This window comes from Massilia suwonensis, from assembly GCF_042655665.1.
In the GTDB taxonomy this organism is placed as follows: Bacteria; Pseudomonadota; Gammaproteobacteria; order Burkholderiales; family Burkholderiaceae_D; genus Telluria; species Telluria suwonensis.
This window is the reverse complement of the sequence record NZ_JBHSMR010000013.1, coordinates 119,018-134,175: the sequence shown is the minus strand read 5'-3', so window position 1 is coordinate 134,175 and position 15,158 is coordinate 119,018. Positions and strand designations below refer to the sequence as shown.

At 66.2% G+C, this 15,158-nt stretch carries 14 protein-coding genes; 9 read left to right on the top strand and 5 right to left on the bottom strand.

Going from position 1 to position 15,158, the window contains the following annotated elements; genetic code table 11:
• Window positions 1-6: 6 nt before the first annotated feature.
• The 8 genes from ACFPQ5_RS08505 to ACFPQ5_RS08470 all read left to right on the top strand — a co-directional run bounded on the left by ACFPQ5_RS08505 (window position 7) and on the right by ACFPQ5_RS08470 (window position 10,457).
• Window positions 7-1,842, top strand: a complete 1,836-nt coding sequence (locus ACFPQ5_RS08505) for an ABC transporter transmembrane domain-containing protein (RefSeq protein WP_379753553.1) — start codon at window positions 7-9, stop codon at window positions 1,840-1,842.
• A 126-nt stretch (window positions 1,843-1,968) separates the two neighbouring features.
• Window positions 1,969-3,984: a methyl-accepting chemotaxis protein gene (locus ACFPQ5_RS08500; protein ID WP_379753550.1), complete on the top strand. Its 2,016-nt coding sequence runs from the start codon at window positions 1,969-1,971 to the stop codon at window positions 3,982-3,984.
• 190 nt (window positions 3,985-4,174) lie between these two features.
• Window positions 4,175-5,257 carry a threonine aldolase family protein gene (locus ACFPQ5_RS08495; RefSeq protein ID WP_379753547.1) on the top strand — a complete coding sequence of 361 codons (1,083 nt, stop codon included), beginning with the start codon at window positions 4,175-4,177 and terminating at the stop codon, window positions 5,255-5,257.
• A gap of 37 nt (window positions 5,258-5,294) precedes the next feature.
• Window positions 5,295-6,089 carry a thymidylate synthase gene (thyA, locus tag ACFPQ5_RS08490; protein ID WP_379753544.1) on the top strand — a complete coding sequence of 265 codons (795 nt, stop codon included), beginning with the start codon at window positions 5,295-5,297 and terminating at the stop codon, window positions 6,087-6,089.
• A 4-nt stretch (window positions 6,090-6,093) separates the two neighbouring features.
• Window positions 6,094-6,765, top strand: a complete 672-nt coding sequence (locus ACFPQ5_RS08485) for an MOSC domain-containing protein (RefSeq protein WP_379753541.1) — start codon at window positions 6,094-6,096, stop codon at window positions 6,763-6,765.
• Between the two features lie 130 nt (window positions 6,766-6,895).
• Complete coding sequence (locus ACFPQ5_RS08480) at window positions 6,896-7,390, top strand: dihydrofolate reductase (protein ID WP_379753538.1); 495 nt, start codon at window positions 6,896-6,898, stop codon at window positions 7,388-7,390.
• Complete coding sequence (locus ACFPQ5_RS08475) at window positions 7,387-8,010, top strand: DUF4337 domain-containing protein (RefSeq protein ID WP_379753535.1); 624 nt, start codon at window positions 7,387-7,389, stop codon at window positions 8,008-8,010. Before ACFPQ5_RS08480 ends, ACFPQ5_RS08475 begins: the two co-directional genes overlap by 4 nt.
• A gap of 191 nt (window positions 8,011-8,201) precedes the next feature.
• Entirely contained in the window at window positions 8,202-10,457 is a 2,256-nt protein-coding gene (locus tag ACFPQ5_RS08470; RefSeq protein ID WP_379753532.1) for an Orn/Lys/Arg family decarboxylase, read from the top strand.
• A gap of 166 nt (window positions 10,458-10,623) precedes the next feature.
• Here the strand turns inward: ACFPQ5_RS08470 and ACFPQ5_RS08465 are convergent, their stop codons facing one another.
• From ACFPQ5_RS08465 to ACFPQ5_RS08445, 5 genes are all read right to left on the bottom strand, one after another.
• Window positions 10,624-11,286 (bottom strand): cation efflux transmembrane domain-containing protein, encoded by a 663-nt coding sequence (locus ACFPQ5_RS08465; protein ID WP_379753529.1) that lies wholly within the window; start codon window positions 11,284-11,286, stop codon window positions 10,624-10,626.
• Between the two features lie 54 nt (window positions 11,287-11,340).
• Window positions 11,341-11,907 carry a dCTP deaminase gene (gene dcd, locus ACFPQ5_RS08460; RefSeq protein ID WP_379753526.1) on the bottom strand — a complete coding sequence of 189 codons (567 nt, stop codon included), beginning with the start codon at window positions 11,905-11,907 and terminating at the stop codon, window positions 11,341-11,343.
• Between the two features lie 66 nt (window positions 11,908-11,973).
• Entirely contained in the window at window positions 11,974-12,807 is an 834-nt protein-coding gene (locus ACFPQ5_RS08455) for an alpha/beta hydrolase (RefSeq protein ID WP_379753523.1), read from the bottom strand.
• 74 nt (window positions 12,808-12,881) lie between these two features.
• A complete protein-coding gene (locus ACFPQ5_RS08450) occupies window positions 12,882-13,754 on the bottom strand; it encodes a dioxygenase family protein (RefSeq protein ID WP_379753520.1) in 873 nt (290 codons plus the stop codon).
• Window positions 13,755-13,767: 13 nt separating this feature from the next.
• Window positions 13,768-14,289 carry a Spy/CpxP family protein refolding chaperone gene (locus ACFPQ5_RS08445; RefSeq protein WP_379753517.1) on the bottom strand — a complete coding sequence of 174 codons (522 nt, stop codon included), beginning with the start codon at window positions 14,287-14,289 and terminating at the stop codon, window positions 13,768-13,770.
• Window positions 14,290-14,461: 172 nt separating this feature from the next.
• Between ACFPQ5_RS08445 and ACFPQ5_RS08440 the strand changes: the two genes are divergently transcribed.
• Window positions 14,462-15,157: a response regulator gene (locus tag ACFPQ5_RS08440; RefSeq protein ID WP_379753514.1), complete on the top strand. Its 696-nt coding sequence runs from the start codon at window positions 14,462-14,464 to the stop codon at window positions 15,155-15,157.
• Window position 15,158 lies beyond the last annotated feature (1 nt).

Sequence of the window (15,158 nt, the reverse complement as noted above, 5' to 3'; positions counted from 1 at the left end):
GACACGATGACCAAGCGTTCCCCCGGCAGTAACGGTACCGATTCCAGTACACCACGCAAAGGCAGCCTCGCCGCCCTCAAGGGCCTGACTCCCTTCCTGCTCCCCTACCGCCGCCAGTTCGTCCTGGCCGGCATCGCCCTGCTGTTCGCGGCCGGCGCCACGCTCGCCATCCCCGCCGCCTTCAAGCAGATGATCGACCTCGGCTTCGGCGCCCAGGCCGGCGCGCACAGCATCAAACATGTCGACGCCACCTTCCTCGCGCTGTTCGGCGTCGCCGCGGTGCTGGGCGTGGCCACGGCCGCGCGTTTCTACATGGTGTCCTGGCTGGGCGAGCGCGTCACGGCCGACATCCGCAGCGCCGTCTACCGCCACGTCGTGCACCAGAGCCCGGAATTCTTCGAGACCACGCAGAGCGGCGAAGTGCTCTCGCGCCTGACCACCGACACCACCCTGATCCAGGCCGTAGTCGGCACCAGCATCTCGCTGGCCCTGAGGAACACGCTGCTGTTCCTCGGCGGCCTGGTGATGCTGTTCGTGACCAGCGCCAAGCTGACCGCCATCATCCTCGCGCTGCTGGTGCTGGTCATCGTGCCGATCGTGCTGTTCGGCCGGCGCGTTCGTAAACTCTCGCGCGATTCCCAGGACCGCATCGCCGACGCCTCGGCCCTGGCCGGCGAGATCCTGAACGCCATGCCGACCGTCCAGGCCTACACCCACGAGAAGATCGAGGCCGAGCGCTTCGGCTCCTCGGTCGAAGGCGCATTCCATGCCGCCATGCAGCGCATCCGCGCCCGTTCCTTCCTCACCATGCTGGCCATCGTGCTGGTGTTCGGCACCATCGTCTTCGTGCTCTGGCTGGGCGCGCATGCGGTGCTGGAAGGAAGCATGACCGGGGGCGACCTCGGCCAGTTCATCCTCTACGCGTCCATCGTCGCCGGCTCGATCGGCGCGCTGGCCGAAGTCATGGGCGAAGCCCAGCGCGCCGCCGGCGCCACCGAGCGCCTGCTGGAACTGCTGGCGGCGCGCTCGGACATCCGCAATCCTGCGCATCCGCGGCCGCTGCCGGCGCGCTCTTCGAACGGCGCGGCCCTCGCCCTGCACGACCTCACCTTCGCCTACCCGTCGCGCCCGGACACGGCCGCCCTGTCGCACGTCTCCCTGTCGATCAAGCCCGGCGAGACGGTGGCCGTGGTCGGCCCTTCGGGCGCCGGCAAGACCACCCTGTTCCAGCTGCTGCTGCGCTACTACGATCCGCAGGCCGGCGCCATCACGCTCGACGGCGTCGACATCCGCGACCTCGACCTGCACACGCTGCGCGGCGCGATCGGCATCGTCCCGCAAGATACCGTGATTTTCTCGGCCGACGCGATGGAAAACATCCGCTACGGCCGGCCCGATGCCAGCGACGAGGAAGTCATCCAGGTGGCGAAGCTGGCCGCGGCCCACGAATTCATCGAGCGCCTGCCGCAGGGCTACCGCTCCTTCCTCGGCGAGCGCGGCGTGCGCCTGTCGGGCGGCCAGCGCCAGCGCATCGCGATCGCGCGCGCCCTGCTGAAGAATCCTCCTCTGCTGCTGCTCGACGAAGCCACCAGCGCGCTGGACGCCGAATCCGAACGCCTGGTCCAGGGCGCGCTGGAGGCGGCGATGGTCGGCCGCACCACCGTCATCATCGCGCACCGCCTGGCGACCGTGCAGCGGGCCGACCGCATCGTCGTGATGGAAGACGGCGTGGTGGTCGAAACCGGCACCCATGCCTCGCTGGTGGCGCTGGGCGGGATCTATGCCAACCTGGCGGCCCTGCAGTTCCATAACGTGCACGTGGAACATGAGCTTCGGCATTGACGTTCCGGCAAGCTGTGTGTAGATCGATACAGAATTGCCGGATTTTCGGGTTTCGTCATCTCATTTTGTTGACCTGAAGCAAGTGTTTGGTATCATCGGCGGTATTCGTCATTGCCACGCACAGCCATGTCCAACAAATACCACCCCGCCAACTGGAATGTCGGCACCAAGATCAGCGCCTTCAGCTTCGCTCTCGTCGGTATCCTGATTGCCGCCCTGGTCCTGACGATCACCGTCACCACCTCCTCGATGCTCGAGGAACGTGCGAACCAGAGCATGCAGAACGAACTGCAGGGCGTGGTCGATACCGTCGACCTGTTCAACCGCACCGTCTCCAGCGAAGCCGTGAGTTTCGGCCGCATCTTCGCCGCCGACTTTGCAGGCGCTTTCGAAAACGATCCGGCGGCGCCGGTCGATATCGGCGGCAAGCCGGTGCCCGCGCTGACCCATGAAGGCAAGCTGCTGAACCTCGACTTCAGCGCACCGGACCGCTTCAGCAAGGAGACCGGCGGCAACGCTACCATTTTCGTCGCCGACGGCGAGGACTTCGTGCGCGTGAGCACCTCGGTGAAAAAGGAAAACGGCGAGCGCGCCGTCGGTACGGTGCTCGACCGCGCCAGCCCGGCGTATGCCGCGCTGAAGGACGGCAAAGTGTACGTCGGCCTGGCCAAGCTGTTCGGCAAGCAGTTCATCACCCAGTACGAACCGGTCAAGAACAGCGCAGGCAAGATCGTCGGCGCCCTCTACGTCGGCGTCGACATCAGCAAGGACATCGCCGCGCTGAAGGAGCGCATCCGCGCGATCAAGGTCGGCAAGACGGGCTACTTCTACGTCCTGAACGCCGCGCCGGGCAAGTCCTACGGCGAGCTGCTGGTGCACCCGAAGCGCGAAGGCGACAACATCCTCGAAAGCAAAGCGTCGGATGGCCGCGCCTTCGTCAAGGAGATCCTCGAGAAGAAGACCGGCAACATCGCCTACGACTGGAAGAATCCGGGCGAAAGCATGGCGCGCGAAAAGGTCGCCGCCTTTGCCTTTTTCAAGGAGTGGAACTGGGTCATCGCCGGCGGCACCTACCGCGACGAGATCACCGAGGAAGCCACGCGCCTGCGCAACCAGTACATCGGCTTCGCCCTGGTCGCCTTGCTGGCTTTCGCCGCCATCCTGTATGCGTTCGTGCGCGCCACCGTGACCCGCCCGCTGGCCGCGGCCCGCGACGCCGCCGTGCGCATCGCCGACGGCGACCTGACGGTGAATATCGAGCGCCGCCAGAACGACGAGATCGGCCTGCTGCTCGACGCGATGAACGGCATCAGCCGCAAGCTCTCCGCCGTGGTCGGCCAGGTGCGCCTGGGCGCCGAGCAGATCGCCAGCGCCTCCAACGAAATCTCGACCGGCAACCAGGACCTGTGCACCCGCACCGAGCAGCAGGCCGGCAGCCTGGCCACGACCTCGTCCTCGATGGGCGAGCTGACCGAGACCGTGCGCCAGAACGCCGAGCATGCGCGCCAGGCGAATACGCTGGCGGTCTCCGCCTCGACCATCGCCCAGAAAGGCGGCAGCATGGTGGCGCAGGTGGTCGAGACCATGGAGTCGATCAACCAGTCCTCGCGCAAGATCTCGGACATCACCGGCGTCATCGACGGCATCGCCTTCCAGACCAACATCCTGGCGCTGAACGCGGCCGTCGAGGCGGCGCGCGCCGGCGAACAGGGCCGCGGCTTCGCGGTCGTCGCCAACGAGGTGCGCAACCTGGCCCAGCGCAGCGCCGCCGCGGCGAAGGAGATCAAGGCCCTGATCGCCGCCTCGAGCAGCGAAGTGGATGTCGGACGCGAGCTGGTCTCGAAAGCCGGCGCCACCATGGACGAAGTGCTGGCCAGCGTCGGCCGCGTGACCGACATCATGGCCGACATCACGGCCGCCAGCCAGGAGCAAAGCCACGGCATCGAGCAGGTCAACCGGGCGATCGGCGAGATGGACGAGACGACCCAGCACAATGCGGCCCTGGTCGAGGAAGCCAGCGCCGCGGCGCAGGCGATGCAGGACCAGGCGGCGGAACTGGCGCGCGCGGTGCGCTTGTTCCGCCTGGACGACAGCGCTGGTGCGCTCGAAGCGCCGGCAAAACACCTGGCGCTGACGATGTAATGTAGGGTGGGCACTCTGTGCCCACGCGGGATCATCGTTCGATCCGTGGCGGCATCGCCGGAGACCCTGCGGTTTGCATAGGTACGACCGCGTGGGCACGGAGTGCCCACCCTACGGTGCGCGACCGCCGCGAGCCTTTTCGAACACCGCGCCTTCGGTGTAAAGTTGCAGCCCTCACCAGGAGCTCATCTTGACCGACGCCGAACTGATCCGCCGCTGCGACACCGTCTTCCCCGGCCACCGCGCCCGCCCTCCCGCCGAACTCTACGCCGCCATGGCCGCCTGGTGCGAACAGCACGGCGTCGAGCACGACGTCTATGGCGCCGGCAGCCTGATCGAAAGCTTCGAGGACAAGATCGCCGACCTGCTCGGCTTTCCAGCGGCCGTGTTCTGCATCAGCGGCACCATGGCCCAGGTCACCGCCCTGCGCCTGGCCTGCGCCGACCGCGGCAACGCGCCCGCCGCCCTGCACCCGACCTCCCACATCTTCGTGCACGAGCGCTCCAACTACCAACTGCTCGGCCACTTCGACGCCCTGCAAGTCGGCGAGCGCACCCGCCCCTGGACCGCTGCCGACATCGGGGGTGTCCCCGACCGGCTCGGCGCCGTCGGCCTCGAAATCCCGATGCGCGAGATCGGCGGCCAGCTGGTCGCCTGGGACGAACTCGACGCCATCAAGGCGCATTGCAAGGAGCGCGGCATCCACCTGCACATGGACGGCGCGCGCCTTTTGGAAGCGCAGGCCGGCTATGGACGCAGCGCGCGCGAGATCGCGGCCGGCTTCGATTCCGTCTACGTCTCGCTGTACAAGGGCATCGGCGGCCTCGGTGGCGCCATGCTGGCCGGCAGCCGCGCTTTTGTCGACCGCGCGGCCGAATGGTTCCGGCGCCAGGGCGGCAACGTGGTCCACCGCTCGCCGTATATCGTCTCCGCCGCGATGCAGTTCGACGCGCGCCTGGCCGCCATGCCGGACTACTTCCGCCGCACCGAGCTGCTGTACGAGCTGCTCGCCGCGCATCCCGCCATCCGCGTCAATCCCGCCAGGCCCGCCGCGAACATGCTGCATCTGCACCTGCCGGTGAATCGCGAGCGCGCGCTGGCGGTCCGCAGCGAGCTCGCCGAGCAGCACGGCATCTGGCTCTTCAACCGCGTATCGCACGGCGCGCTGCCGGACACCAGCTACTTCGAACTGTACGTGGGCGACAACCTGCTGGCCGTGCCGGAAGCGCGCCTGCGCGAAGCCTTGGCCCTCTTTGCGAATAAGTTAAAATAGCGGGTTCGATCAGACTAAAAAGCACAGAAAGACAGCCATGCGCCAATACCTCGACTTCATGCGTCATGTGAAAGAGCACGGCACGCTCAAGACCGACCGCACCGGAACCGGCACCCTGTCCGTGTTCGGCCACCAGATGCGCTTCGACCTGTCCGAGGGATTCCCGCTGGTGACCACCAAGAAGGTGCACCTGAAGTCGATCATCCATGAACTGATCTGGTTCCTGCAGGGCTCGACCAACATCGGCTACCTGAAAGAGAACGGCGTCTCGATCTGGGACGAATGGGCCGACGCCAACGGCGACCTCGGCCCGATCTACGGCTACCAGTGGCGCAACTGGCCGACCCCGTCGGGCGGCCACATCGACCAGATCAGCCAGGTGCTCGAGCAGATCAAGCATACGCCGGACTCGCGCCGCATGATCGTCTCCGCCTGGAACGTGGCCGACATCCCGCAGATGAAGCTGCCGCCCTGCCACGCCTTCTTCCAGTTTTATGTCGCCGACGGCAAGCTGTCCTGCCAGCTCTACCAGCGCAGCGCCGACATCTTCCTCGGCGTGCCCTTCAACATCGCCTCCTACGCCCTGCTGACCCACATGCTGGCCCAGCAGGCGGGCCTCGAAGTCGGCGACTTCGTCTGGACCGGGGGCGACTGCCACCTGTACTCGAATCACCTGGAGCAGGCCGAGCTCCAGCTCTCGCGCGAGCCCTTCCCGCTGCCGAAACTGGTCATCAAGCGCAAACCGGACTCGCTGTTCGACTACCGCTTCGAGGACTTCGAAGTGGTCGGCTACGAGTCGCATCCAGGGATCAAGGCGCCGGTCGCGGTCTGAAGCAGTGAGCACGGGCCGCGTCGTCGGGCTGGCCGCGCGGACTTCGAAAGCCGCACCGATCGAGTCCGCTCCCAGCCTGCGCCTGCTCGCAGGCACCGGCATCGTCGATGAGGTCCATGCCGACCCATACTCGCCGCGCCAACTGCTGCTGGCCAGCCGAACGGCCTACGAAGCCTTCTCGCTGCCGCCGCACGCGCTGGGCGAAAACCTGTTGCTCGATATCGAGACTGCCCGTCTCACTTCCGGCACGGTGCTCCAGATCGGCGGCGACGTCCGCCTGCGCATGATGTTCCAGTGCGAAGCCTGCTGCCAGCTCGACGCCGCGCAGCCGCGGCTGGCCCAGCGAATCAGCAACCGGCGTGGCGTGCTGGCACGCGTGCTCACTGGCGGCGTGATCCGCGCAGGCGACGCCGTGCACGACCTCGGCGTGCTGGAGCAGCCCTGGCCGGACGACTGGCGCGAACGCGTGCGCCGGGTGCTCGACGCCGCGCCCGAGGGCAGCGTGGTCGAATACCGCGTGCTGTCGCGCCTGGCCGGCATCCAGTCGACCTACTGCCGCGCTTTTCCGCGCCTGCTGGCCAGGCTCGGCAATTATTACGCAGCCATGGCGGTGCCGGCGCAATCGACCGTTGCGCTGCCGCGCTGGCAAGGCGAAGGCCTGTTCGAACGGTCTTGAACCGCGCACAAGAAGCTTGACACGCCGCCCGCGTCAAGACACCATCTGGCCTCCCTTCCGGTCAACGAACAAGGACTACCGACATGCACGTGCCCGCCCCTGCCTTTTACCACTATCATGGGGAAGCCCAATGCGCCGCCTGACCCTGGTCGTGGCCATCGACGCGCAGCGCGGCATCGGCATCGGCAACAAGCTTCCCTGGCACCTGCCGGAAGACCTGGCCCACTTCAAGCGCGTGACCCTCGGCCAGCCCATCGTCATGGGCCGCAAGACCTTCGATTCGATCGGCCGCCCGCTGCCGGGCCGGCGCAACGTCGTCGTCACCCGCAACGCCGACTGGCGCCACGCGGGCGTCGAGACCGCGCATTCGCTGGAAAGCGCGCTGGCGCTGCTGGGCGACTCGGACGCCAGCATCATCGGCGGCGGCCAGATTTTCGCGGAATCGATGCATCTGGCCCAGCGCATGATCGTCACCGAAATCGCCCATAGCTTCGATTGCGACGCCTTCTTCCCGCCGATCGACCCAGGCGTCTGGCGTGAAACCGCGCGCGAAACCCATCATTCGGACGCGAACGGCTACGACTATGCCTTCGTGACCTACGAACGCATGGAAAGCGGCGCGTGAGCGCCCAGGCTCCCCGCGCCGGCGACGGTTTCGCCGGCAAGGTCGCGGTGCTGATCGCCGTGCTGGCCACCATCGGCACCCTGTTCGGCTATCTCGGCAGCGGCATGCAGAACGAAGCCTCGCTCTACAAGAGCAACGCGGCAATCGACAAGACCAGCTCGGCCAACGCCTGGAGCCACTACCAGGCCAAGTCGAACAAGCAGAACCTGGCCGAGCTGGCGCTCGCGATTCCCGGCGTCGACCAGGCGCGCTACCGCCTCGACGTGGCGCGCTACCGGCTGGAGAAGGAAGAGATCCGCAAGGAGGCCGAGCGCTGGGAAGCCTCGTCGAAGGAGTGGAACATCAAATCCGAACAGGCCCTGCACCGGCATCGCCAGTGGATGCTGGCCTCGGTGGTGCAGCAGATCGCGATCTCGCTGGCAGCAGTCGCCCTGCTGGCGCGCCGCACCTGGCTGCTCACCGCGACCTGCGCGGTGGCGACCTTCGGCCTGACCCTGGGCTTGTTCGCCGCCCTGCGCGCCGATCCGGCGCCGATGCTGTTCGCCCCGTTTGCGGCGGCCGGCGGCGCCGCGCTGCTGCTGGTGCTGTATCGGCGATTCCGGCCGCGTCCGGCGCGCTGATCCGCCCGCGGCGGCGGCCCGAAGCACTGATGTGCGCCGCCGAGCGCCGCATCCCGTTACGCTAATAAAAAAATGTACACCGGGCAGCGGTTTTTCTGCGAAAATCCGCCTTTATTTTTCGGTGCCGTGCGAGGCGAACCGTGCATGTTGCGCGGATTCGTCCCCCACGGCGCTTCGCATTGGAGCTGTCAATGAAATTTCGTTTCCCCATCGTCATCATTGACGAGGATTTCCGTTCCGAGAACACGTCGGGCCTGGGCATTCGCGCCCTGGCCGCGGCCATGGAAAAGGAAGGCATGGAGGTGCTGGGCCTGACCAGCTACGGCGACCTGTCGCAATTCGCCCAGCAGCAGTCGCGCGCCTCGGCATTCGTGCTGTCGATCGACGATGAGGAATTCGGCGGCGGCTCGGTCGAGGAAACCGACCAGGCGCTGATGGGCCTGCGCGCCTTCGTCAAGGAGATCCGCCACAAGAACTCGGACATACCGATCTACATCTACGGCGAGACCCGCACCAGCCGCCACATCCCGAACGACATCCTGAAGGAGCTGCACGGCTTCATCCACATGTTCGAGGACACCCCGGAATTCGTCGCGCGCCACATCATCCGCGAAGCCAAGTCCTACCTCGACTCGCTGGCGCCGCCCTTCTTCCGCGCGCTGGTCAACTACGCCTACGACGGCTCCTACTCGTGGCACTGCCCTGGGCACTCGGGCGGCGTCGCCTTCCTGAAAAGCCCGATCGGCCAGATGTTCCACCAGTTCTTCGGCGAGAACATGCTGCGCGCCGACGTCTGCAACGCGGTCGAGGAACTCGGCCAGCTGCTCGACCACACCGGCCCGGTGGCCAAATCCGAACGCAACGCCGCGCGCATCTACAGCGCCGACCACTGCTACTTCGTGACCAACGGTACCTCGACCTCGAACAAGATGGTCTGGCACTCGACCGTCGCGCCGGGCGACATCGTCGTCGTCGACCGTAACTGCCACAAGTCGATCCTGCACTCGATCATCATGTGCGGCGCCATCCCTGTGTTCCTGATGCCGACCCGGAACAACCTCGGCATCATCGGTCCGATCCCGCTCGAAGAGTTCACGCCTGAATCGATCGCCCGCAAGATCGAGGCGAACCCGTTTGCGCGCGAAGCGAAGGACAAGAAGCCGCGCATCCTCACCATCACCCAGTCGACCTACGACGGCGTGGTCTACAACGTGGAAGTCCTGCGCGAGATGCTGGATGGCCGCATCGACACCCTGCACTTCGACGAAGCCTGGCTGCCGCACGCGACCTTCCACGACTTCTACAAGAACATGCACGCGATAGGCCGCGACCGCCCGCGCGCCAAGCAGTCGATGATCTTCTCGACCCAGTCGACGCACAAGCTTCTCGCAGGTTTGTCGCAGGCTTCGCAGGTGCTGGTGCGCGAATCGGAATCGGTCAAGCTCGACCAGGACGCCTTCAACGAAGCCTTCCTGATGCACACCTCGACTTCGCCGCAGTACTCGATCATCGCCTCCTGCGACGTCGCCGCCGCCATGATGGAAGCGCCAGGCGGCACGGCGCTCGTCGAGGAATCGATCCTGGAAGCGCTCGACTTCCGCCGCGCCATGAAGAAGGTCGACGCCGAGTACGGCGAAGACTGGTGGTTCAAGGTCTGGGGTCCGGACGTCGAAGGCGAGGAAGGCATCGGCACCCAGGAAGACTGGATGATCCGCGCCGAGGACGACTGGCACGGCTTCGGCAACCTGGCCGAAGGCTTCAACATGCTCGACCCGATCAAGTCGACCATCGTCACGCCGGGCCTGTCGCTGGACGGCCAGTTCGGCGAGACCGGCATCCCGGCCTCGATCGTCACCAAGTACCTGGCCGAGCACGGCGTCATCATCGAGAAGTGCGGCCTGTACTCCTTCTTCATCATGTTCACGATCGGCATCACCAAGGGCCGCTGGAACACGCTGGTCACGGCGCTGCAGCAGTTCAAGGACGACTACGACCGCAACAAGCCGATGTGGCAGGTGATGCCGCAGTTCGCCTCGGCCAACCCGCGCTACGAGAACCGCGGCCTGCGCGACCTGTGCACCCAGATTCATACCTTCTACAAGCAGTACGACGTCGCGCGCCTGACCACCGAGATGTATTTGTCGGACATGGTGCCGGCCATGAAGCCGTCGGACGCGTTTGCGAAGATGGCGCGCCGCGACATCGAACGCGTGGCCATCGAAGACCTGGAAGGCCGCACCACCGCGATCCTGCTGACGCCTTACCCGCCGGGCATTCCGCTCCTGATCCCGGGCGAGCGCTTCAACAAGACCATCGTCGACTACCTGCGCTTCGCGCGCGACTTCAACGAGAAGTTCCCGGGCTTCGAGACCGATGTCCATGGTCTCGTGAAGCGCGAGGTGGACGGCAAGCGCGATTACTTCGTCGATTGCGTGCGCCAGGATTGAGCGTTGATGTCTTGATGTGAAAAGAGGAGCCGCCGGCTCCTCTTTTTTGTAGGGGTGGGCGAGGCCAATGGCCTCGACTACGGTTTCATCGGGCGCCCCGTGCCCACCGAATGCATGCTTCGCGTTGGCGCGACGCTTTGGTGGGCTCGGAGCGCCCACCCTACTCTCAACGGCGGTGCAACTCGACGATTGGTCCGGGATGCGCTTTTTCCGGGTTCGCATCCATTTCCGCCCGCGCCTGCACGATCACGCTCCTCGCCGCCGTCAGTCCGAGCACACCCATCACGCTGGCCACGAACAGGTCCGGCAAGCCGCTCTCCGCCTGCCACACGCCCAGCGCCGCCAGCAGCACGGCGAGATTGCCGATCATGTCGTTGCGCGTGCACAGCCACACCGAGCGCATGTTGGCGTCGCCCTTGCGGAACGCGAACAGCAGCGCCGCCACCAGGCCGTTGGCCAGCAGGGCCGCCACGCCGATCGCGCCCATGGTCTGCGCCGCGGGCACGGTGCCGCTGGCCAGGTGCGTCAGCGCCGAGCCGATCACGAAGACGCCGTAGGCGCCCATGGTCGCGCCCTTCACGAGCGCGGTGCGCGAACGCCAGATGGGCGCCAGGCCGAGCACGAACAGGGAAATGCCGTAGTTGGCGGCGTCGCCGAAGAAGTCGACGGCGTCGGCCAGCAGCGAGACGGAACCGGCCGCCCAGCCGCCCGCCAGCTCGACGCCGAACATCAGCGCGTTCACAAAGAGCGCGATCCAGAGCACGCGCCGGTAACGGGGATCGACAGGCGGCTTATCGGAAGAGCAGCCGCCGCTGCAGCAATCAGCCACGCTGGCCTCCGCTGGAAATAATACGTTCCTACAGACCTGCCTCGAAAAACCGTATCAGGTTTTCGGCAGCGTCACGCCGTGCTGGCCCTGGTACTTGCCGCCGCGGTCCTTGTACGAGGTCTCGCAGACTTCGTCGGATTCGAAGAACAGCACCTGCGCGCAGCCTTCGCCCGCATAGATCTTGGCCGGCAGCGGCGTCGTGTTCGAGAATTCCAGCGTCACATAGCCTTCCCACTCGGGCTCGAAGGGCGTGACGTTGACGATGATGCCGCAGCGCGCATAGGTCGATTTACCCAGGCAGACGGTCAGCACGTTGCGCGGAATGCGGAAGTACTCGATGGTGCGGGCCAGCGCGAACGAATTCGGCGGGATGATGCAGACGTCGCTCTTCACGTCCACGAACGAGTTCGAATCGAAGTTCTTCGGATCGACGATCGTGCTGTTGATGTTGGTGAAGACCTTGAATTCGTCGGCGCAGCGGATGTCGTAGCCGTAGGACGAGGTGCCCCAGGAGATGATGCGGCGGCCCTCTTCCTCGCGCACCTGGCCCGGTGCGTAGGGCTCGATCATGCCGTGTTCTTCCGCCATGCGGCGGATCCATTTGTCGCTCTTGATTGCCATCTTTGAAAACTTTCAGGATTGCTAGGAATCCCGGGATTTTACGCGAAAAGCGCCGCCCGGTCGTCCTCAGGCTTGCCGTTCCGTCAGCTTTTCATGACGCGTCAGATTCGCGCCCAGCAGGCGCACGATCATCTCATGCGTCAATTGCGCGGCGCGGGCCGGATGCTCCATCGGGTAGAGATGGCTGCCTTCGGTCATGACAAAGTTCGCGCCGACCAGCTTGCGCGTCGACGCCAGCCCTGCCTGGCGCAGCTCTTCGGAGCGGGTGGCGCCGATGAAACCGACCGGCACCGGGTAGCCGCGTTTGATCAGGTCACCGAGGTGATGCGGCAGCGAGTTGTAAATCGCCGTCTCCACGCCGCGGTCGAAGCGCAGCTGCACCCCATCCGGATGAGGCTTCAGGCCGACCTCGAGATAGTCGTCGAGCACACCCGGCGCCCATGCGGCAAAAATGTCCTTCGAGATGAAGTGGTCGTAGGCGGCCTGGCGGTCAGGCCAGACATTGCGGCGGCGTTCCGAAAAGCGTCCCGGCGAAAAGCGCCCGCCCTTGCCGATCCATTTCACGAAGCGCCAGGCCAGCGCGCGCCAGCCCGCCACCACCGGCGAATCGAGCATGACCACGCAGCGCACCAGGTCGGGCCGGCGCGCGGCCGCCATCGTGCTCAGCATGCCGCCCAGCGAGTGCCCGACCAGGATCGCAGGACGGCCGTGGGCTTCGATATGTTCGATCAGTTCGTCGACCAGGTTGCTCCAGTTGTCGTCGACCGGATAGCGCGGATCGTGGCCGACCATGTCGGTCTGGTGCACCTCATAGTGGGCGCGCAGGCCGTCCAGCAGCTGGCGGTAGGTACCGGACGGGAAGCTGTTACCGTGACAGAAATGCAGCAGGGGCTTGGTCATACGAGGCACAGACAGTCGAAGGAGCTTCGATTGTAATGTCAGGAGATTATCCCTGCCCCGCGCGCGCCCATCCTTTAGAGGGAAACACCTACTGTCAGGTCGGCGACGTAGCCGTTGACGATGTCGCCGCTCATGCTCGCCATCTGCAGCGAGGTGCCGTCGCCGAAGACGTTGTCGCTGGCATAGCTGATGCGCGAGAGATTGGCGACGCTGGCGCTGTAGCCGGTGGCGGTATAGGCCTCGTTCAGGGTCGCCAGCGGGAAGGTGAACTGCGAGGTCTTCACGCGGTTGGCGGCGCTGGTCGCTTTCGCCAATGTCGGGTAGACCTCGAAGTGCACGTGCGGCATGCGTCCGTCGTAGCAGCCGGGGAAGATGGTCGTGAAAGTGACATAGCCGTCGGCATCGGCTTCCTGCACGCCGCGCAGGTAGTTTTCGGCGCTAATCGCACTCGAATACATCGAGTAGTTGCCGTCGCGGTCGCAGTGCCAGAGGTAGACGGTGGCGCCGGTGGCTAAAGCACAGTTGGCCGCCACGTTGACGAGCTTCAGGCGGATCGTCAAGGGCACGCCCATTGCCACGCCCGAGGCGCCGGCCACGCTCCAGCGAATGTCCTTGCGCACGATGCCGGAGAGGACCAGGGCGTTGGCGACCTTGCCGTTGCTGGAATTGGTGCCGTCGGCAGGATACGGGCCGCCGGTTTCCTCGGGGATGACGGCGCACGAACTCGCGGCCGTCGTCGTGGTGGCCGGCGTCGTGGTGGTGGTGGACGTCGTGCCGGTGACGGTGCTGCCCGTCTCGCCGGCCGCGCCGCCGCAGCCGTAGAGCGGCACGGCGGCGGCGGCGGCGAACAGCCAGCGCAGGCTCTGGCGCCGGCGGGCGGCCGTGTGCAGCAGCTTGTCGAGGTCGGCCTGCAGGTCGCCGTCGTGATGGTGGTGGTGCGTGCTCATGGTGTCTCCTTGCTTATTGACGTGCTTCGCGTTCCTGCTTCAGCTGCGCGCGCTGCTCCGGGGTGAGCAGGGCCATCACCTGGCCGGCGGTGCGCACGCGCAGCAGTTCGCGGGCGGCGACGGCCTGGCCCAATGCCTTGCTGTGGCTCGCCGTTTTCGCTTCGTTGAAGTCGCCTGCTTCGAACATCGCGCGCAGCGCTTCGTGCGCCTTGCGCTCGATCTTGTCCTGCTCGCGCAGCTGCGGCGCTTCGGCGTGCAGGATCGCGAACAGGCGGTCCTGCTGGGCTTCGCTCAACTCGAGCCCGCGCAGGAAAGGCAAGCCCGGGCCACGGCCCCGGCCTGGATGAAAACCCCCCGGGCCGCGGCGATCGCCCGGGCCCGGTCCGGCGTCTGGTGCCTGCTCCACATCGGCGCCGGGTCCGTCCATGCGCTCGCCCGGAGGCGGCGGTGCGGACAGGGGCTCGGCAAAGGCGCCCGGCGCGCAAGCGCAGGCGGCGGCGATCAGGATGGCGGCGGTGAAGCGGGATGGATGCATTCTGGTTCCTCGGCGATGTGCGAAAGGCCCTCATTCTGAAACCCGGGGGTGTAAAGCGCCGTCAATGCGATGTAAAACGAGGTAAGTACGCCCTCGAAGGCGCCGTTGTAAAGATGGGTAAAAGCGCCCGGCCGTCGCGCCCGCGCGCGTGGGGCTTTGCTATCATCGGCGGATGAACAATGTGCTGCTGATCGACGACGACACCGAGCTCGTCGCCATGTTTACCGAATACCTGGAAGGCGAAGGCTTCACCGTGGCCTGCGCCCACGACGGCGTGTCCGGCGCGCGCGAAGCCCTGAGCGGGCGCTACGCGATCGTCATCCTGGACGTGATGATGCCGGCCCTGAACGGCATCGAGACCCTGCGCCGCATCCGCGCCGCCAGCAAGATCCCCGTCCTGATGCTGACCGGCCGCGGCGACGACGCCGACCGCATCCTCGGCCTGGAACTGGGCGCCGACGACTACGTCACCAAGCCCTGCACCCCGCGCGAACTGACCGCGCGCGTGCGCGCCATCCTGCGCCGCACCCACGACGCCCAGCCCGGCAGCAGCGGCAGCGGTGGCGTGATGCTCACGGTCGGCAAGCTGACCATGCTGCCCGAGCAGCGCCGCGCCACCTGGGACGGCAGCAACCTGGAACTGACCAGCACCGAATTCAACCTGCTCGAAGTGCTGGCGCGCCACGCCGGGCGCCCGGTCAGCAAGAACGAACTGTCGGAGCAAGGCCTCGGCCGCCCGCTGGCGCGCTTCGACCGCAACATCGACGTGCACCTGTCCAGCCTGCGCCACAAGCTCGGCCTGTTAGAGGATGGCCGCTCGCCGCTGCAGACCGTCTACCGTCTCGGCTACCAGCTGATCCGCGTGTGAC

Bases quoted from the DNA above. Each gene is read 5' to 3' on its own strand.
- ACFPQ5_RS08455 (WP_379753523.1), bottom strand. From the start codon at position 12,807: ATGACCAAGCCCCTGCTGCATTTCTGTCACGGTAACAGCTTCCCGTCC.
- thyA (WP_379753544.1), top strand. From the start codon at position 5,295: ATGCGCCAATACCTCGACTTCATGCGTCATGTGAAAGAGCACGGCACG.
- ACFPQ5_RS08500 (WP_379753550.1), top strand. From the start codon at position 1,969: ATGTCCAACAAATACCACCCCGCCAACTGGAATGTCGGCACCAAGATC.
- ACFPQ5_RS08445 (WP_379753517.1), bottom strand. From the start codon at position 14,289: ATGCATCCATCCCGCTTCACCGCCGCCATCCTGATCGCCGCCGCCTGC.
- dcd (WP_379753526.1), bottom strand. From the start codon at position 11,907: ATGGCAATCAAGAGCGACAAATGGATCCGCCGCATGGCGGAAGAACAC.
- ACFPQ5_RS08470 (WP_379753532.1), top strand. From the start codon at position 8,202: ATGAAATTTCGTTTCCCCATCGTCATCATTGACGAGGATTTCCGTTCC.
- ACFPQ5_RS08480 (WP_379753538.1), top strand. From the start codon at position 6,896: ATGCGCCGCCTGACCCTGGTCGTGGCCATCGACGCGCAGCGCGGCATC.
- ACFPQ5_RS08505 (WP_379753553.1), top strand. From the start codon at position 7: ATGACCAAGCGTTCCCCCGGCAGTAACGGTACCGATTCCAGTACACCA.
- ACFPQ5_RS08450 (WP_379753520.1), bottom strand. From the start codon at position 13,754: ATGAGCACGCACCACCACCATCACGACGGCGACCTGCAGGCCGACCTC.
- ACFPQ5_RS08440 (WP_379753514.1), top strand. From the start codon at position 14,462: ATGAACAATGTGCTGCTGATCGACGACGACACCGAGCTCGTCGCCATG.